The organism is Shewanella sp. AS1, from assembly GCF_021412565.1.
Lineage (GTDB): Bacteria > Pseudomonadota > Gammaproteobacteria > Enterobacterales > Shewanellaceae > Shewanella.
The window spans coordinates 1-18,388 of record NZ_JAKCLJ010000014.1 but is presented as its reverse complement, the minus strand read 5'-3'; the positions used below and the strand labels follow the sequence as shown (position 1 = coordinate 18,388).

20 protein-coding genes and 1 rRNA gene are annotated in these 18,388 nt (G+C 47.0%); 12 read left to right on the top strand and 9 right to left on the bottom strand.

From position 1 onward, the window contains the following. Positions 1–5: 5 nt before the first annotated feature. The gene (locus tag LZP69_RS14630; RefSeq protein ID WP_234201458.1) at positions 6–845 is read right to left on the bottom strand and encodes a 23S rRNA (adenine(2030)-N(6))-methyltransferase RlmJ; all 840 of its coding nucleotides are present in this window, start codon (positions 843–845) and stop codon (positions 6–8) included. A 189-nt stretch (positions 846–1,034) separates the two neighbouring features. On the opposite strand from LZP69_RS14630, the gene LZP69_RS14625 reads away from it, so the two are divergent. From LZP69_RS14625 to LZP69_RS14600, 6 genes are all read left to right on the top strand, one after another. Further along, positions 1,035–1,808 (top strand): class I SAM-dependent methyltransferase, encoded by a 774-nt coding sequence (locus LZP69_RS14625; RefSeq protein ID WP_442800689.1) that lies wholly within the window; start codon positions 1,035–1,037, stop codon positions 1,806–1,808. Positions 1,809–1,997: 189 nt separating this feature from the next. Then, positions 1,998–2,588: a hypothetical protein gene (locus LZP69_RS14620; RefSeq protein WP_234201457.1), complete on the top strand. Its 591-nt coding sequence runs from the start codon at positions 1,998–2,000 to the stop codon at positions 2,586–2,588. Positions 2,589–3,630: 1,042 nt separating this feature from the next. Next, complete coding sequence (locus tag LZP69_RS14615; RefSeq protein ID WP_234201456.1) at positions 3,631–3,948, top strand: hypothetical protein; 318 nt, start codon at positions 3,631–3,633, stop codon at positions 3,946–3,948. A 97-nt stretch (positions 3,949–4,045) separates the two neighbouring features. Further along, a complete protein-coding gene (locus LZP69_RS14610; protein ID WP_234201455.1) occupies positions 4,046–4,969 on the top strand; it encodes an IS5 family transposase in 924 nt (307 codons plus the stop codon). A gap of 618 nt (positions 4,970–5,587) precedes the next feature. Next, positions 5,588–6,133, top strand: coding sequence for a DUF4377 domain-containing protein (locus LZP69_RS14605; protein WP_234201454.1), 546 nt, complete (start codon positions 5,588–5,590; stop codon positions 6,131–6,133). 94 nt (positions 6,134–6,227) lie between these two features. Continuing rightward, positions 6,228–6,605, top strand: a complete 378-nt coding sequence (locus tag LZP69_RS14600) for a TonB-dependent receptor (protein ID WP_234201453.1) — start codon at positions 6,228–6,230, stop codon at positions 6,603–6,605. 31 nt (positions 6,606–6,636) lie between these two features. Here LZP69_RS14600 and LZP69_RS14595 read toward each other — a convergent pair whose 3' ends face one another. From LZP69_RS14595 to ccmA, 7 genes are all read right to left on the bottom strand, one after another. After that, positions 6,637–7,539, bottom strand: coding sequence for an AraC family transcriptional regulator (locus LZP69_RS14595; protein WP_234201452.1), 903 nt, complete (start codon positions 7,537–7,539; stop codon positions 6,637–6,639). Between the two features lie 120 nt (positions 7,540–7,659). Next, positions 7,660–8,706, bottom strand: coding sequence for an NAD(P)-dependent alcohol dehydrogenase (locus tag LZP69_RS14590; RefSeq protein WP_234201520.1), 1,047 nt, complete (start codon positions 8,704–8,706; stop codon positions 7,660–7,662). A gap of 278 nt (positions 8,707–8,984) precedes the next feature. Then, a complete protein-coding gene (ccmE, locus tag LZP69_RS14585) occupies positions 8,985–9,470 on the bottom strand; it encodes a cytochrome c maturation protein CcmE (protein ID WP_234201451.1) in 486 nt (161 codons plus the stop codon). After that, a complete protein-coding gene (gene ccmD, locus LZP69_RS14580; RefSeq protein ID WP_234201450.1) occupies positions 9,467–9,667 on the bottom strand; it encodes a heme exporter protein CcmD in 201 nt (66 codons plus the stop codon). Before ccmD ends, ccmE begins: the two co-directional genes overlap by 4 nt. After that, on the bottom strand, positions 9,667–10,413 hold the full coding sequence (locus tag LZP69_RS14575; protein ID WP_234201449.1) for a heme ABC transporter permease: 747 nt from the start codon (positions 10,411–10,413) through the stop codon (positions 9,667–9,669). Before LZP69_RS14575 ends, ccmD begins: the two co-directional genes overlap by 1 nt. 1 nt (position 10,414) lies before the next feature. After that, the gene (gene ccmB / locus LZP69_RS14570; protein ID WP_234201448.1) at positions 10,415–11,101 is read right to left on the bottom strand and encodes a heme exporter protein CcmB; all 687 of its coding nucleotides are present in this window, start codon (positions 11,099–11,101) and stop codon (positions 10,415–10,417) included. A gap of 10 nt (positions 11,102–11,111) precedes the next feature. Beyond that, positions 11,112–11,762 (bottom strand): cytochrome c biogenesis heme-transporting ATPase CcmA, encoded by a 651-nt coding sequence (ccmA, locus tag LZP69_RS14565; RefSeq protein ID WP_234201447.1) that lies wholly within the window; start codon positions 11,760–11,762, stop codon positions 11,112–11,114. A gap of 340 nt (positions 11,763–12,102) precedes the next feature. On the opposite strand from ccmA, the gene LZP69_RS14560 reads away from it, so the two are divergent. Beyond that, a complete protein-coding gene (locus LZP69_RS14560) occupies positions 12,103–12,396 on the top strand; it encodes a c-type cytochrome (protein ID WP_234201446.1) in 294 nt (97 codons plus the stop codon). 130 nt (positions 12,397–12,526) lie between these two features. Here LZP69_RS14560 and ccmI read toward each other — a convergent pair whose 3' ends face one another. Further along, positions 12,527–13,771: a c-type cytochrome biogenesis protein CcmI gene (gene ccmI / locus LZP69_RS14555; RefSeq protein ID WP_234201445.1), complete on the bottom strand. Its 1,245-nt coding sequence runs from the start codon at positions 13,769–13,771 to the stop codon at positions 12,527–12,529. A gap of 407 nt (positions 13,772–14,178) precedes the next feature. On the opposite strand from ccmI, the gene LZP69_RS14550 reads away from it, so the two are divergent. The 5 genes from LZP69_RS14550 to LZP69_RS14530 all read left to right on the top strand — a co-directional run. Beyond that, positions 14,179–16,152 (top strand): heme lyase CcmF/NrfE family subunit, encoded by a 1,974-nt coding sequence (locus tag LZP69_RS14550; protein ID WP_234201444.1) that lies wholly within the window; start codon positions 14,179–14,181, stop codon positions 16,150–16,152. Positions 16,153–16,169: 17 nt separating this feature from the next. Continuing rightward, a complete protein-coding gene (locus LZP69_RS14545) occupies positions 16,170–16,727 on the top strand; it encodes a DsbE family thiol:disulfide interchange protein (RefSeq protein WP_234201443.1) in 558 nt (185 codons plus the stop codon). 29 nt (positions 16,728–16,756) lie between these two features. Beyond that, complete coding sequence (gene nrfF, locus LZP69_RS14540; protein WP_234201519.1) at positions 16,757–17,206, top strand: heme lyase NrfEFG subunit NrfF; 450 nt, start codon at positions 16,757–16,759, stop codon at positions 17,204–17,206. After that, entirely contained in the window at positions 17,203–17,784 is a 582-nt protein-coding gene (locus LZP69_RS14535) for a TlpA family protein disulfide reductase (RefSeq protein WP_234201442.1), read from the top strand. Before nrfF ends, LZP69_RS14535 begins: the two co-directional genes overlap by 4 nt. Positions 17,785–18,311: 527 nt before the next feature. Beyond that, positions 18,312–18,388 (top strand): 16S ribosomal RNA (locus tag LZP69_RS14530); the annotation flags it as partial.

Here is an 18,388-nt window from a genome sequence, read left to right as displayed (position 1 = left end):
GGCCGTTACTCGCCCACTTCCCAGCTTACGTTAACATGACCGCCGCCCTGATTAAGCAGAGGGTGGAGGAAATCTAAAGTGGTTTGCGCTATTTCATCCAGCTGCCAGGGTGGGTTGATAATCCAAAGTCCCGCCGCCGTCATGCCAAACTCGTCGCTGTCAGGTTTTATCGCTTGTTCGACTCTCAGCTGGCGACGGATGCCGCTCTGTTTCAGGCGATCGAACATCGCCTCCGTCTGGGCGCGATTCACCACAGGATACCAGATCATATAGACCCCTGTGGCAAAGCGTTTATGGGCCTTGATCACCGCATCGGCCACATCCAGATAATCGCTTTTCATCTCGTAGCTGGGATCGATCAAAATCACAGCGCGGCGCTCCAGCGGCGGCACGGCGGCGATTAAGCCTTTCAGACCATCGCCTTTTATCACCTTGATCTGCTTGTCGCCGGCAAAATGTTCATCCAGTATCTCATGGTCTGTGCCGTGCAGCTCGTGCAGCACCATGCGGTCCTTGTCCCGCATATTCATGTCCACAAAGGCGGGCGAGCCTGGGTATAACTCCAACTGCTCCGAGCCATTAAAATGCTTAACATCATTGATATAGTCAGCCAGTGGCTCGGGCAGGTCGCTGCGCTGCCACAATTTGGCGACCCCTTCGAGATACTCACCCGTCTTTTGGGCGAACTCATCGCTCAGGCTGTAACCGCCGGCGCCCGCGTGGGTATCGATATACGCTAGAGGTTTATTTTTCTTGTGCATCAGTTTGAGCGTCTGCAGCAGCAGGCTGTGTTTGAGGAGATCGGCATAGTTGCCGGCGTGATAGCCGTGGCGATAACTTAACATGTGGTTTCCAAAAATGGGCGAGAGCCAGATAAGGGATTATACCATTCAAACTTATGCTGTGAGTAACGCCTTTGGTGTTGACCTAGGAGGCGGCAACGATTACCTATGGCGAAGAATAATAAATCCCATGTTCAGTGCCGCTGGCATTTGGCATAATAGCCGGGTTATTTATTAAACTCAGAGTGACTCGTGAAGCCAGCATCCAGCCCGCAGCCGACCATCGGCATCTTTTTTAATCGTCATTTTCCCTCGCTAGAGGCCATTTGTGCCCGCTGGGGTTTGGTGTTCGATAAAGACGCTCAGTTTGAGCTGGTGTTTGAGCAAGATTGTCTGGTGCTCAATAAGCGTGACGAACCGAAACTCAAGGGCATTTGGGTGGATTTTGTGACTGGCGCCGTGGCTCATAGGCGCAAATTTGGCGGTGGCCGTGGTCAGGCCATCGCCAAGGCGGTCGGTTTAAAACAGGGCGTGAATCCCACTGTGGTCGATGGCACAGCAGGCCTTGGCCGCGATGCCTTCGTGCTGGCTAGTCTCGGCTGCAAAGTCACAATGATCGAGCGTAATCCTGTGGTGGCTGCCCTGCTGGAAGATGGACTGCGCCGGGCCTATCAAGATAGCGATATCGGCGAGTGGATGCGCGAGCGTATGACTCTGGTGCATGGCTCCAGCCTGACGGATCTGGCCGATATTGGTGAGCAGGTGGATGTGGTTTATCTCGACCCCATGTATCCCCACAGGGAAAAATCCGCTCTAGTAAAAAAGGAGATGCGGGTGTTTCAGTCCTTGGTAGGCGCGGATCTCGATGCCGATGGCCTACTGACACCGGCGCTGGCCTTGGCCAGTAAACGTGTGGTGGTGAAGCGCCCCGATTACGCAGACGATCTCGACGGAATTAAACCCAGCACCCGCATCGAAACCAAGAAAAACCGCTTCGATGTCTATGTCAAAGCGGCTATGGTGTAGTAAAAACCTGTCTAGTAAAGCAGTGGCGATTCAGTATTTAATGAATTAGGTTTGTAGAACTTAATCTGTACTAGTTCAGACTCAGGCCTTATCTGACAGTTACCCAGTTTTTTGGTGTCTTCTTCAGCTTAAATTTGAGCCAAATTCTTTTCAGCACAACCCCGTTTCCATCGATTAATGTGGCCAGTGGTGTTCATTCCCAGTAGTATGTTAGAATATTATTTTAATATATTTGAACAAGAAATGTTACATTTAACAATCTTACTTGCTGGTTTTATATTGGGCTATTGGTTTAGAGGCCATCATAGGTTCAACTTAAATAGAAAAAAAGTTAATCTGGCTTTATCAGAAAAAACGCCACCCGATATTACACAAAATTCATTTGTTCAAAATCGGAGTTTACAAGGCGCAGGTTCTAAAGAGTTTATTCCCTCTAAAATTGACTTAAATAAAATAAGCAGCCTATCTAAGAAAGAACTTTGGATTCTTATCAATCGTGAAAAAAGTGCAATGTTGAGAGCTAAATATTCTCAGGCACATCCTTCCAACCTACATCTTTATGAGAGAAACCTAGCTTTGTTAAATGAGTACTTTAGTCATGCAAAAGCATTAGAGTATCAAAACAGATCTACAGCGATAAACTCTCAAAAAACTATAGCAACAGAATCAAGTAATGATGAATTTAAAGACCGTTGCATTAAGAATTCCAGAACTGTTAACAAAACTCGGTGGGAACCAGTGCCCAAAAATGAGTTAAGGTATATGCGACGATTTTGGTAAAGTAATGAATTGAATCACCACTACATCACTAGATAACTTTGAGCCTCATCAAAGACTTTTGCATAATTCAATACAAAATTTAATCCGAATTTTGTGGATTAGAGTAAATCCGTTAGCATGGAAATATCCTTGCCTAAGACAGCCTTTCTAAGGCGCTTTTGTCCCAAAAAGATGTAACACGTATTTGCCCCAAAGTGAGGTAAGGAAGTGATTGTCGATTTGTGTTTATTGTCATTGTTTCCCCAGTGACACGCCATAAACTCTTCCCTGAGGGCTCTACTAAAACATCCTTGTTTTAGAAGGTCACTGATACCAACAATGCCAATATTAACCAGCCTTTCAGCTATTCAATCTAACAAGAATTTGCCCCAAAGTGAGTTAACCTTGAAATGAAGGAAGGGCATTTTTCAGTATTGCTTTTCTTACTTGGTAAATTTTAGTTCGTACTCTTATGGCTATCTAACGCCTGCCCGGCGGGGGATGTGCAAACACACTTTTGGCTCGCCACAAGCACGTCCCTGTGGGCTCTGCGAAATCATCCCTGATTTCGAAGGCCAAAAGTGTGCTTACACTTGGTTATTGTCTCTCTTCGATTTTAACCGTGATTGGTGTGAAGATGGATCAAAAAGCTAACTTGGTTTTTGCCCCAAAGTGAGGTAAGGAAGTGATTGTCGATCTGTGTTTATTGTCATTGTTTCCCCAGTGACACGCCATAAACTCTTCCCTGAGGGCTCTACTAAAACATCCTTGTTTTAGAAGGTCACTGGTATCAACAATGCCAATATTAACTAGCCTTTCAGCTATTCAATCTAACAAGAATTTGCCCCTTTCTTTGCTTCGCATGACTGAACTAGCTCAGCTTGGCATTGGACTGTTGACCTAATTTTAGTAATGCTACAAAGTGTCTAATTTTCTCAAGCCTTACCAGAAATTGTAAATGATGGTTTAGGCGACAAGGTTTCTCGATCCATTGATGATAGAATGGGTAAATGTTTACCAACCAATCCATATTGTTAACTGCACTAAGAAATCCGAGATTATTATGACGAAACGTGAGTTGGCTTTTTATTTAATTGATTTTCCCAGAAGCTTTTTCAAGACCTTCTTGAGAACATTAATTTTTACTTTAGTGTTTGCTGCTTTGGAATTTTTAGAAGAGTACTTTTTCGGCAGTAGTGCTGAAACAGCTATAAAAAGCTCAGTGGAATTTTCTATTAAAGTATTCTTTCCTCTTCTCGCTATATTCTTTTTGATGATTTTAATTCCTCGAATTAGCTCTCTGAGAAAGTTTTTTAAGGCGAAAGATGACAATGAAGTGATTCTGAAGAAACTCTATTCTGACTGGTTGAATCAAGGTTGATTTTTAACCAAAATTGAGGCTTTGTTTCCTAAATCGACGGAACTAAATCTGTAGCGAGTGATCAGATCGACATCATTCACAGAGCTACTAATCAACCGTGCCAAAGCCTCGCTATAAGACAACCAACTGGAAACAGTACAATCAAGCCTTGATTAACCGTGGTTCATTGACCTTCTGGATTGATGAGGAAGCCATCGCCACTTGGAAAGCCACAACGGGATCAGGCAAAAAAGGTCGGCCACTTGTGTTTAGTGATTTAGCGATCACTACCGCACTTATGGTTAAGCGTGTTTTTTCTATGCCATTGCGAGCCCTGCAAGGCTTTATCAATTCGGTATTTAAACTGGCAAACGTACCATTAGTTTGCCCACATCATACCTGTATCAGCAAACGCGCTAAGACGGCTAACGTCTCCTTTAAAACTAAGACAAGGGGCACTATTGAGCATTTAGCTATCGATGCCACAGGACTAAAAGTCTATGGCGAAGGAGAATGGAAAGTAAAGAAGCATGGTACGGATGGCAAGCGCCGAGTTTGGCGCAAACTGCATATTGCCGTTGACACTCATACTCATGAGATTATTGCCGCTGAGCTCAGCTTATCGAATGTGACCCACGCTGAAGTGCTGCCAAATTTGCTTAAACAAACCCACCGTAAAATCCATACGATTTCAGGAGATGGTGCCTATGATACGCGAGAATGTCACACGGTTATCCGCCGTAAACGGGCCTTTAGTCTGATCCCTCCACGCGATGGTGCAGCCTATTGGGAACAAGGGCATCCGCGCAATTTAGCCGTGAGTTTTCAAAAGCTTTACGGCTCAAATAAAAAGTGGAAGAAACGTTATGGCTACAATCGTCGCTCAATCTCTGAAACCGCCATGCATCGGATAAAGCAGTTGCTCGGCGGCGGCTTGAGCATGAGAAATTACAATGCTCAAGTCGGGGAGGCTTACGCCATGATCAAAGCATTAAACAAACTGACTAAGCTAGGTATGCCTGAAACACGGTATTTTGTCTAATATGTGAACAGCAGGGGGAGCTTTGTGTGTTGATTCGATTTAGGAAACAAAGCCGTTACCCTATAGAAATTTTAATCCGAAAGTTACTTGATATAGCCGCCTTTCTAACACGTTTTTGTCCATAAATTATTTTGCTTCTGATTATTGGAGTCATACTCGGCAGGCTTAATCGGTGTGATGGATAGCTGAGTGTAGGTGCGGCTGAGGCCTTCGATTTCAGGGATGAAATCGTGGAGCGCCCAGGGATGGGTTTACAGCGTGCCTCAGAAGTAACTACACGTAAACTCACCACAGGTAATGAGCTCACCATCAAGTTAAAGTTCAAAACTGCTTTTGTCCAATTCCGCTTTAGCTTCAGATATCTTTAAACTTGTAAGAAAATTACATGTAAAAATCATGGCTTGCTATGGATTGAGTTAATTTGTCAGCTTATGGTTATATTTTATGTCAGGATATGGCTACATTTTTTGGCTAAGTGATTGAAAGCTGGAAGCAGCCTATGTCAGCTTATGCTTTAAGCGACACAATTTGTCTAATTTATTAATTTAGCTTAAGTTAACTTAATTCGTGGCAGGGTGACTCACACTAAGACGTCGGCCAAATATGGAGAGATTAAATATGTTAAAGCATGGATTGGTATTGTTATTTGGCGGCGCGATATTAACTGGGTGTAACGGCAGCGATGATAAGGCAGAGACACTCTCCCTGAGTGTGTTAAGCAATCCTACGGTTTGCACTGCAGTCGGTAATCAGCTCTGTTTAGACGTGTCGGGAACTGGCCCTGTAACCGCCTTTATGCATTTTTATGGCAGCATAGAGGGCTTTACCTACCAATGGGGTCACTTCTACAGCATGACGGTTGAAGTCTCTGAAATCGCCAATCCCCCTGCCGATGGCAGCAGTCTGGCTTACACTCTGATAAGCATAGATACTGAGGTTGAAGACAATTTGGGCAGCGAATATGTCTACTCTAACCTTGAGTTATCGGACGCTATTTTTACTCGTGTGGATAACAATTACGCTTTTTACGGCAAAGAATTTAGCTGCGCGGCTGGGGTAGATTGTGACACGCTGGTTTCTCTCAGTGGTTCCGGCGGTTTGTTATCCGAGGTGACTTTTAGTTATCTGGGCGGCGGCAAGATACAGCTGGATGCCTGGATGTGATAGGGGCTCAGGCAGGCTGGCCAATGCAGATTTTTATGGCTTGTTTGTAAGCCAATCTATACTTATCCATAGCAATTTGGCAGAGGAATTGTCTATGGATCGCAAGTTTATCTTAACCGCGTTCGGGTATGGCATATTGGGTTTGATGCTGGGGATACATATGGCGGCAACCCATAATCATGGTCAATATGTCACCCATGCCCATATTATGCTCATCGGTTTTCTGCTCTCATTTCTCTATGGTTTATGTCATAAACTCTGGCTGGATAATTCCACATCCAAGTTAGCCATTGTTCAGTTTTATGTGCATCAGATTGGCTCGGTCGTGGTGCTCAGCGGCCTGTTCCTGCTTTATGGCAAGTTTGTCCCCTTGGAAACCGTAGATCCCATACTCGCCATCGCATCCATCACAGTGTTTATCGGCTTGATCTTGATGACGATTGAGTTTGTCAGGTGTTCTCGACGATCTTAGCCGCACTTAGCTGCAGACAGGTTATCCTATCTTAACTCTCTCTGATCAGTTCGCGATCGCGTTTCGGTGGATTACCGAAGAAACGCGAGTATTCCCGCGAGAATTGGGAGGGGCTCTCGTAACCCACTCGGTAGGCGGCGTTGGCGGCATCGATATTTTCACTTAGCATCAGGCGGCGTGCTTCGAGCAATCTCAGGCGTTTCTGATATTGCAGCGGACTGATGGACGTCAGCTCTCGAAAATGGTGATGAAAGCTGGATTTGCTCATCTGTGCCAGTTCGGCGAGGGCATCTATGCTGTGCTGGGTGGCGAAATTGGTTTTCAGCCAGTTAATGGCGCGATTGATGCGCAGCCCCTGACCACCTACGGCGACGATTTGGCGCAGCTGTGCGCCCTGTTCGCTGTTGAGTACCCGCCAGAAGATCTCCCGCTTTATCTGGGCTGCAAGCACAGGCATTGAATCTTTATCATCTAATAATTCCACCAGTCGTTTACAGGCATCGAGCAGTTCTGGCGTGGTATAACCCAGTAACATGCCGCGTTTACTGGATGAGGCCGGTGCGTGATAGGATGTTTGCATCATTAGCTCGCTCATCACGCCTAGGTCTAGCTTTAATACCAGACCCAAATAAGGTTGCTGCTGCTTAGCCTCTAAGACCTGCATCTGGGCGGGGAGATCCAGCGAGGTGATAAGCAGTCGATAACGATCATACTCAAAAACGTCATCCCCTAGCGCCATGCTTTTTAACCCTTGCACCACTAAGGCGATACTGGGCTCAACCACGCAAACGGAGCAGGCGGTCGGATTATCCCGGCGATAGAAGGAGAGACCATTTATGGCGGTATCCAGCTCTTCGACCCCATGGGTCCAGCGGGCGATATTGGCCGCGAGTTGATCGCTTAGGCTTTCGATTAACGGATTGGTGTCTGGCATGGTCATCACTTCTAAATCGTCGGTGGCGAGTCGTTTATTTTATCTGTCAGTTTGGATAAAAAGGCAAATCATAAGTATATAAAAGAGGCTCGGCATAGAACCTCTTTTATAAAGCACTTACTAGAAATTGGATGCCTGCATATCGATAACGAATCGGTAGTGCACGTCGGCTTTTTCCAGACGCTCGAAGGCCTCGTTGATCTGTTCCATCTTGATCATCTCCACCTCAGGCAGTATATTAAAGCGGCCACAGAAATCCAGCATCTCTTGAGTCTCTTTGATACCACCTATGATAGAACCCGCCAGGCGACGGCGTCCCAGCAGCATAGGCACAGAGTTGAGCTCGGCCATAGGACCGACCTGACCGACAAGTGCGATAGTGCCGTCGACTTTCAGCAGCGGGAAATAAGGGGTCACATCATGTTTGACCGGAACAGTATCTATGATGAGATCAAAATGGTTAGCGGCCTGTGCCATGGCATCGCTGTCACTGGAGATGAGAAATGCATCGGCGTTGAGATCCATGGCATCCTGGCGCTTACCTTCTGAACGGCTTAGCACTGTGACATGGGCGCCCATGGCCACGGCCAGCTTGACCGCCATATGACCTAAGCCACCCATACCCACAACGCCTACTTTACTGCCGGGACCCACGTCCCAGGTACGCAGTGGCGAGTAAGTGGTGATACCGGCGCACAGCAGCGGCGCTACTTTGGCCAAATCGAGACTGGCAGGCACTTCCAGCACAAACTCTTCCCTAACCACGACATGTTTAGCGTAGCCACCCTTAGTGATCTCCTGGGTGATTCTATCCGGGCTGTTGTAGGTTTGTGTCATGCCCTCTTCGCAGAACTGCTCTTCACCGCTATGGCAGTGTTGACACTCCTGACAACTGTCGACCATACAGCCAACGGCCACATGATCGCCGACTTTATATTTGCTGACCTTGCTGCCGACTTCAATCACACGTCCGACTATCTCATGGCCTGGGACTGTGGGGTAAACTGTCCAGCCCCAATCGTTGCGCGCCGTGTGCAGATCGCTGTGGCATACGCCGCTGTATAAAATTTCGATGGCGACATCTTCATCGCGCAGTGAGCGGCAATCATACGAGTAGGGCTTGAGTGGGCTGTCGGCCGATTGTGCCGCATATCCTGTGGTTTGCATCTCTATCTCCTCGGTTGGGTCTGAAAAACTGCTAGCCGCTTGAATTAAACGATTGGTTACTGGCATTCAGACGATAGCTAATTAGGGACGAGATTGAGTATGGTTAATCTGGGAAATTTAGGGTAGCAAGATACGCTTTTATTCTTGCCTAAAAATCCAATTGTTAGGATTTTTAATCGGATATTGATGTTATCGGCTGAGAGGGAGTTTGGCTGCGGGCAATAAAAAAGACCTCAATTTGAGGTCTTCTTATGTTTGTCTGGGTGAATCAGTTCAGCTTAGTAGCCTGATTTCTGGTTCTCGCCATATTCCATTTTCTCATGACTCTGGCCCATCGCCTCGGCAACTTCCGGTGGCATATAGTTTTCATCATGCTTCGCCAGTACTTCGGTGGCTTCCAGCTTATCACCTTCGAGTAATACGCCCTGGGCAACGATACCTTGGCCTTCACGGAAGAGATCCGGTAGAAGGTCGTCATAGGTCACTATGATCTCGCCGCCAGCGGCATCGTGTACGGCAAATTCGATATGCAGACTGTTAGGGTCACGAACCACTGAGCCCACTGTAACCATACCGCCGACGCGGATACGTTGACCCACCTCAGGTTTAACCCCTGTGTCTTTCTTACCCTGAACTATCTCAGTCGGGGTGTAGAAGAGGTTAAGGTTAGAATTCAACGCATATAAAAGTAATGATGCGATTGCGGCTACACCACCGATTAATGCGCTAGCAAGGGCAAGTCTTTTCTTACGTCTGGCGTTCACTGTTGATTACTCCGGTTTGCTTTTAGGCGTTCTTCACGCTGTATCTTCTTGGCGATTTCGCTCAAGATTTTACGCTTCTGTCTGGCACTGAAAAAAATCAGGGTACCCAGCGCGAAGCTCGTAACTCCGTAGGATAGCCATACATAAAAAGCATAGCCGCCCATGTTAAAAAAATCTGCTAATGAATCGAATTGCATTATTTGACTCCTTCGGCCTTAGCGAGTTCCCTTACCCAAGGGCGCATACCGTTACGGGCAAGAATTTCGGCTCTAAAGCGAACTAAAGTGATGGCGCCTATCATCAGGCCAAAACCAAAGATATTGATCAATAGTGGGTACAGCATCTCGGGCGCCATTGAAGATTTCTCTGTGATCTTAATGGTTGCTGGTTGATGCAGCGAGTTCCACCACTCTACAGAATACTTGATGATGGGGATGTTAATCACACCCACAATCGCCAGGATACCTGCTGCGCGCGCTGCGAGCACTTTATCTTCGAAAGAGGCGTACAGAGAGATCACACCCAGATAGAGGAAGAGCAGTACCAGTTCAGAGGTCAAACGTGCATCCCAGACCCACCAAGTGCCCCACATAGGCTTACCCCAGGCAGAGCCTGTGATCAGCGCGATAAAGGTCACCACTGCGCCAATAGGTGCGATGGAGGCTGCGGCCCAGTCGGCTGCTTTAATCTGCCACACTAAACCGATAAATGCGGATGAAGCCATCGCCATGTAAGCCGCCATCGACATGGACGCCGCTGGAACATGGATAAAGATGATACGGTAGCTGTCGCCTTGCTGGTAATCCACAGGGGCGAATAGCAGACCCCAGATAGAACCTACGCCGATAAAGCCGATAGCCAATGCAGTGAACCAAGGCAGCAGGGTGCCTGCCAAATTATAGGCTTTTTGAGGGTCTGCGTATGAATGTAGCCATTTCCACATATTAGTTAGTACTCACTCTTAATGAGGCGCCTATTGCAAAAGGTGCCAATATTAATGAACCAACCAGCATCGCACCAATAATGGCAAGATGCCCGCTGTAGGGTAGATTTAAGCCTGCGGCATCGATCGCGCTGGTGGCGAAGATCAATACCGGAATATAAAGCGGCAAGATCAATAAGCTAAGTAAAACCCCGCCTTTACGCAAGCCTACGGTTAAGGCGACACCGATTGCGCCAAGCAAACTCAGCACAGGTGTGCCTAGTGCGAGTGTTGCCATCAGTGCACCGTAGCTGTTGGACTCTAAATGCAGCAATACTGCCAGCAAGGGAGCGACCAAAATCAGTGGCACACCCGTTAATAACCAGTGGGCGAGCACTTTCGCCAGCACCATTAAGGAGAGTGGCTGCGGGCTTAATAACATCTGTTCCAGACTGCCATCGACAAAGTCGGCTTTAAATAGGCGCTCGAGCGACAACATGGAGGCCAATAACGCCGCGACCCAGATGATTCCGGGGGCAACCCGCGACAACACCTGTGGCTCAGGGCCGATCCCCAATGGGAATAGGGTCACCACTAGGATAAAAAAGAGTAATGGGTTAAAAATATCGCCTTTATGGCGGATTGCGATCTGCAGGTCACGCTTCAATAAGGTGAAAAATGCTTGAGTAAAACTGATTCCTTTATTCATTTACTGCACCTTATACGAAACGATAGTCGAGACGAATTTTACGAAGAATGTCATCACCTATGATGCTCATATCCTGGTGAGTGGTCATGATGACACAGCCGCCGTTTTGGGCATGTTGTAAAAACAGGTGTTCCAACTCTTCTACGCCTTTCTTATCAATTGCGGTAAAGGGTTCATCCAATAACCAAACTTTGCAGTTAGTGTGCCAGAGTCTCGCCAGTGCGGTTCTGCGATGTTGTCCTGCTGAAAGATGGCCTGCCAGGGCTTCTTCAAACCCTGATAGATTAACTTTTCCTAAAATATCGCGGGTATCGAACGCATCATAACCGCTGATCTTTAAATTAAAGTTAAGGTTCTCTTCGGCGGTGAGTTCGCTTTTCACCCCGGCTAGGTGGCCCAGATACAAAAGATCATCGTTGTATTCGTCGCGGCAGCGAGTGATATCTTCACCCTTGTAACGAGCCTGGCCGCCATAGGGGCGCGATAAACCGGCAAGGATACGCAGCAAACTGGTTTTCCCCGCGCCGTTAGGCCCCTCAATTTGAACAATTTCGCCAGCTTGAATGTGGAAACTTAACTCATCGAACAGGATGCGTTCTTCACGAATGCAGGTTAAGTTATCGGCCGATACCAGCGTTAACGCCGTGTTTTCTTCTACCACAGAACCCTCTATCTCAAGCCATTTATAAACTCAAGCGATATTAACATAATCCCCTTAAGGGGTTTAGTATTGGTTACTTTTTAGTGTCAGCAATTTGATATGCTTCCAAAAAGCGAAACCTTTTACTGCTTGATATTGAACTTTTTCAACTTTTGCTAATGTAACAGCAAATTTGGTTTAAGGATCCCTAATGCAAACCGAAATTCTGAGATTAGTCACAAAAAGGTGAGATCTTTTGAAGTTTGTTGTATCCTGTGGCCGCAACACAATAAATAAGTCTGCCCAATCATATGTCAGGGTGGCATAGAGCTTTGTTAATATTGCACTAGGAATATTTAAGATGAAAAAACTGTTAGCATTGTCAGCCGTGGCTGCATTGACCCTATCGGCAAACGTATTTGCTCAAGAAGGTGAAGCTATTTACAACAAGGCATGCCATGTATGTCACAGCATGGGCGTTGCAGGTGCTCCTAAAGCACACGACGCTGCAGCATGGGAGCCTCGTCTAGCAAAGGGCCTAGACACCTTAGTCGGTAGCATCAAAAGCGGTCTAAATGCTATGCCACCAGGTGGTATGTGTACCGATTGTACTGATGAAGATTACAAGAAAGCTATCGAGTTTATGTCTAAGTAAACCGAGCTGAAATCTGTCTCAGTGAAAGAGCCGGCTAAACGCCGGCTTTTTTGTGCCTGTATTTCAGGAGTAGACAAGGCAAAAATAAAAAAGCCGACATAAATGTCGGCTTTTCAGTAATTTGCTAGGTTTATTGAACTTGAGTGTCTAGCACCAGTTTAGCAGTTGCGCCTACCTTAACGGTTTCTATGCGGCCTTGGATATCACCAGGCTGAGCTTTCACTGAACCATGCTTTGACAGGACGGCGATCACTTCCACGTTTTTAGCATCGCTTAACTTGGTGTTGCCACCCATGTTAGTGCTGTCATCAAGCGTGATAGTGACAGGCAGTGATTTTGCCGACACTTTGGTCGCTGCCAGTGGCACCTTAGGACCTTCAGTGTTACGGGCGAAGATAAACAGCATATCAGATTCACCAACTTGGGCTGCCAGTTCTGGTGCAATCGAAATCTCGACGGTCACATTCTTGTCAGCCATGGCTTGCTGGTGAGTCGCATCCTGTGGCATTTCACCTGTCGCGGCGCCCATTCTCATCTTGGCGCTGTCGATAGCGTTGATGATGGCGGTACGATCTACATCGCTACGGCCGCTGTCTAAAATGATCTGCCAGGCATCGATCGCTTTTTGGTAGTCTGCGCTGAAGAAGGCATCCATACCCACAAGCAGCAGGGTGGATGGATCTTCAGGATCTAAGGCTAACGCTTGATCGATCAGAGCTTGTACCTGAGGGGTCATGCGCTGATTCGCCTTGTAGTATAAAGCGGTGGCTTTAGGTCCAATCAGTTCGGCATGGGTACCCACCTGTTTCATGGCGTTATCGAATGACTTAACCGCATCGTCGAAACGGTTAGCATTGATGTAGGCATGTCCCAGGCTGAACATCAGTTGGCTGTTCTCCGGCTCAGCCTTTAGCTGAGCTTCCATCATGCTGATGCGCTGCGCCATGATCTGACTTGCATCCATACCCGCATGTGGATTAGCTGGGGTGGCTTGCTCCAGGTTGGCGTATGCGCCTAAGTGACTGTAAAAATAGCCAGATAAACCAATCACAACGATAGACATCAAGGTTGGCCACAACAGGCCTTTAGGCTTAACTTTATTGACTAAAGATTCATCTTCACCCTGCTTCATATCTTGCAGCAGACTGATCTCAAGTTCTTTTTTCAGAGAATCGAATTCAGCTTGATCTAATAGCTCGTCGGCCAGTTCTTTCTCTAAAGTGGCAAGGCGATTGTTAAATAGCTCTAAGTTGGTTGACCTACGAACACCTGCTTCTTCCGCTTGCAGCATCTTTTGCTGACGGAAGTGAGGAAGCCAAATCAGCACTAGGCTGACTAATACAAAAAGCGCAATAAAAGTCCAGAGAGTGGTCATTATTTCTTTTTCACATTAGTTACAAGAATGCGGTTATGCCGCGCGATTAGGGATCAGATTATACGGAAAGATTATTCATTGAACAGTAATATAAGGCTTAAGCATCCTTAAATAATGATACTTTTGCACTGGTTCACAGTTCGATTCCATTTTCTAAAATCCGCTGAAACTTAATTTTCAAACCTAGGTCAGAGGTAAGAATTTGTCTGTATTTACACTGTTTAACGGGTATCACTCAGCCCTAAGAATGAGACTAGTGACCCATTATTGTGCTAAAGCAGCAGACAGATACAATAGCAAATACTAAAATGAGCCCAAATTTAGTACCCTGAGCCGAGTTGCAAACGCGCGTGAATCAGGTAATGCTAAAGTTATCAGATTCGAATGAATAGGACTGAGGAAATCCCATGATCCCTGAATTAGGACACTTTTCGTTGATAATAGGTTTGGCATTCGCCTTCCTGTTAGCCAGCGTGCCGTTAATCGGTGTTGCTCGTAAAGATCAATACTTAGTACGCTATGCCTGGCCATTGAGCTATGGCATGTTTTTCTTTATCGCTCTCTCCGTTATCGTCCTTGGCTACAGTTTTGCTGTCGATGATTTCTCAGTCGCCTATGTGGCACACCATTCAAACTCGCAGCTGCCTATCTTCTTTAAGATTGCTGCGGTATGGGGCGGTCACGAAGGTTCATTGCTGTTCTGGGTGTTTTCTTTATCTGCCTGGACTGCGGCAGTAGCCTACTTTAGTAAAGGGTTAGAAGAGGTCTTTACGGCACGTGTGCTGGCGATTCTGGCCATGATCGTTATCGGCTTCAGCCTATTTATGCTGTTGACTTCGAGTCCTTTCGAGCGTCTGTTCCCTATTCCGGCCGAAGGGCGCGACCTTAACCCTATGCTGCAGGATGTGGGCTTAATCTTCCACCCGCCTATGTTGTACCTGGGTTATGTGGGCTTCTCAGTGAGTTTTGCTTTCGCTATTTCAGCGCTGCTTGGCGGTCGTCTCGACTCGGCCTGGGCACGTTGGAGCCGTCCTTGGACTTTGGCCGCCTGGATCTTCCTCACCGGCGGTATCTCTCTGGGTTCTTGGTGGGCATATTATGAACTCGGCTGGGGCGGCTGGTGGTTCTGGGATCCCGTTGAAAACGCCTCATTCATGCCTTGGTTGATTGGTACAGCCCTGTTGCACTCAGTTATCGTGACTGAGAAACGTGCGGCATTCCGTAACTGGACAGTACTGCTTTCTATCTTCGCTTTCTCTTTGAGTCTGCTGGGTACCTTTATTGTACGTTCTGGTGTGTTGACCTCAGTGCACTCATTTGCCGCCGATCCAAGCCGCGGTATGTTTATTCTTTTGCTCTTGGGGCTGGCAATCGGTGGTTCTCTGACTCTCTTTGCGTTCCGCGCCAGTGACATGAAGAGCCCGGCGCGTTTCGAGTTGATGTCGAAAGAGACCATGCTGCTGATCGGTAACATTCTGCTGACCGTGGCCTGTGGTACTGTATTGTTAGGCACGCTTTACCCGCTGCTTATCGATGCGCTTAACATGGGTAAGATCTCTGTTGGACCTCCATACTTCAACGCCGTGTTCGTTCCTATTGTTCTAGTGCTGTTTGTCTTTATGGGTATAGGTCCAAGCATTCGCTGGAAACGTGCTAAAGAGGGCGAACTTAAGCGTAAACTGCTCATTCCTGCAGTGGTCTCTACTCTGGTTGGTGTGGTGTCACCCTTTATTGTCGACGGTAGCTTTAATATCTGGGTAGTGCTTGGTATAGGTACTGCGACCTGGATCACTCTGGCAACTCTGCGCGCCGGTTATGACATCATCAAGGGCAAAGATGGTTTGAGCCTGATGCGTCTCGGTCGTAGTGAACTGGGTATGATCATCGCCCATATCGGTATTGCCGTGTCTGTTGTGGGTGCGACCATGGTGTCTAACTACTCGCAAGAGAAGAGTGTCAGAATGGGTCCTGGTATTACTCAAGAGTTGGCGGGTTATAGCTTCCACTATATTGAAACCAAAAATGTGGTTGGTCCTAACTACACAGCCCAGCAAGGTCAGGTAGAAGTGACCAAAGACGGTGAATTTATCACTCTGCTTAGACCCGATCGTCGCCAATACAATGTTCGTACTATGGACATGACAGAAGCGGGTATCGACTGGGGTCTGTTCCGTGACCTGTATATCACCATGGGTGATCCGCTGTCGCGTACCGAGTTTGCCGTACGTCTGAACTATAAGCCTTTTGTGCGTTGGTTATGGTTCGGTAGCATCTTTATGATGGTCGGTGGTTTCTTCGCCGCGTCGGATAAACGTTATCGCAAAGCCAAAGCCAAAGAAGCCGCAGGCGAAAAAGCGAAAGAAGATTTAGCAACCGCATAACTGGTATTGGGGCAAGTATGAAAAACAGGTTAATACTATTTATTCCTTTGGTACTGTTTTTGGTGATGGGAGTGTTCCTTTATAAGGGGCTCTTCCTTAACCCGCAGAAGCTCGATTCAGCCCTAGAAGGAAAGCCGATCCCGGCTTTCCAACTGGAAAAGCTTGAAGACAGCAGTGTGATGATCACCAACGAAAACCTCAAAGGTAAGGTGTCATTACTCAATGTGTGGGCAACTTGGTGCCCTTCATGCAAGTATGAACACCCTTATCTGGTGAGACTGAAGCGTCAGAACATCCTGCCTATCTATGGGATCAACTACCGTGATGAGCGTATGCCTGCACTGCAGGAACTAAAACGTCAGGGCGACCCATACCATCTCAATATTTTTGATAAAGATGGTCGTCTGGGCTTAGATCTAGGTGTCTATGGTGCACCAGAAAGTTTCTTGGTAGACCATAACGGGATTATTCGTTTCCGTTACGCAGGTCCAATCGACATGCGCATCTGGAATGAAACCCTTTATCCTATGGTCAAGGAGCTACAGGCCCAGGCTAAAGCGGATGGAGCATCTTAATGAAAGCATTTTTTACTCTTATCAGCGCTATGCTGTTATCTGTTGTTATGGTGGGCACTGCGCTGGCGACACCTGTTGATACCTATGAATTCAAGAGTGTTGAGAACCAGAAGCGCGCCTTGGATCTCGCCCATTCACTGCGTTGTCCTCAGTGTCAGAACCAGAATCTGATCGACTCTAACTCACCAGTGGCTCAGGATCTGCGTTTAGAGGTCTATCAGATGGTCGATGCCGGTAAAGGCGATGCCGAGATCATCGAATTTATGACCAGCCGTTACGGTGAGTTTGTGCTTTACAAACCACGTATGGAAGCGAAAACCCTTATCTTATGGTTGGGGCCAATCGGTCTATTGTTATTTGGCCTGATGATAGGTTTCTTCTTTATTCGTAAGCAGCGCGCTGTGAGTGCGGTCGAGGAAGAGTTGAGTCAGGAAGACCAGGCCGAGCTGGATAAGCTGCTCAAGCGGGATGATAAATGAATAAGTTACTCCTCCCGTTAGTATGTGGAGTATTGATCTCGGGTTCTTTCCTTGGCTCAACGGATGCGCAGGCTTATCCGGGTATGCAAAAGCAAGCTCAAGGTGAAGTGCAGTCCAGTGTCGATAAGATCAATGTGCTGTCAAAGCCATTTCCAATCGATCTGGTGACCTTTCAAGATGCCAATGGAAAAGATGTCGATTTCAGTCAGTACCGTGGTCGCTTGGTCATGATCAACATGTGGGCGACCTGGTGTCCGCCCTGTGTGAGAGAGTTACCTGCACTGGAACGTTTTAAGGCCAAGTTTGATCAAAACAAGTTTACTGTCTTACCTATCTCTATCGATGCCGAAGGTAAAAAGCAGGTTGAGCCTTTCCTGAAATCTTTGGAGATGGGTTCATTTGAAACTTATTATGATCAGCAGCAGGCGCTGGCGAATGTGTTTCCACTGGATACTATCCCCGCGACTTTCATTCTGAATAAAGAGGGTGAGCTCGTCGCCTTCGTCAGAACTTTTGTCGATTGGGATGATGAAAAGGCAGTTGCGCTGATCAACAGCTTGCTTGAGAAGGCGAAGTAACAGAAGTAGGAAGAAGTACCAGAAGTAGCTCAATCAGCCGGCATAGTCAGTATTTGCTATAAAATAGCCATATCGGTGCAGAATTCACCAGAAAAGGTCGCAGTTGTTGGAAAAAACAACATGCGATCTTTTTTTTAGGAAAATCCCTTGCGCAAACCAATTCACTCCCTATAATGCGCTCCCACTGACACGGCAAAGCAGATACAGCAGCGCCTTGTCAGGTGGATTTGTTCAATAAATCCGCAGTCGAAAGGTTTGCTAAAATTAGCCCTTGACGACTTGATTGGGAAGTGTAGAATACGCAGCCCTAGCCCGCTGGAGTCCAGTATGAGGCGACCGTTCTTTAACAAGATGAGACAAGAAATCTGTGTGGACACTCACAGGTGTTGAGAAATCGAAAACGATTTAAATCTCAATGCAATGATGAGAGTCCATAGCAATATGTACAAACATCCTTAGATTCTTCCGAGTCTAAGTGATGAATCAGAATTCATTGAGTCGTTCGGCGTAGTCGAACAAAAAACTTTTAATTGAAGAGTTTGATCATGGCTCAGATTGAACGCTGGCGGCAGGCCTAACACATGCAAGTCGAGCGGCAGCGGGG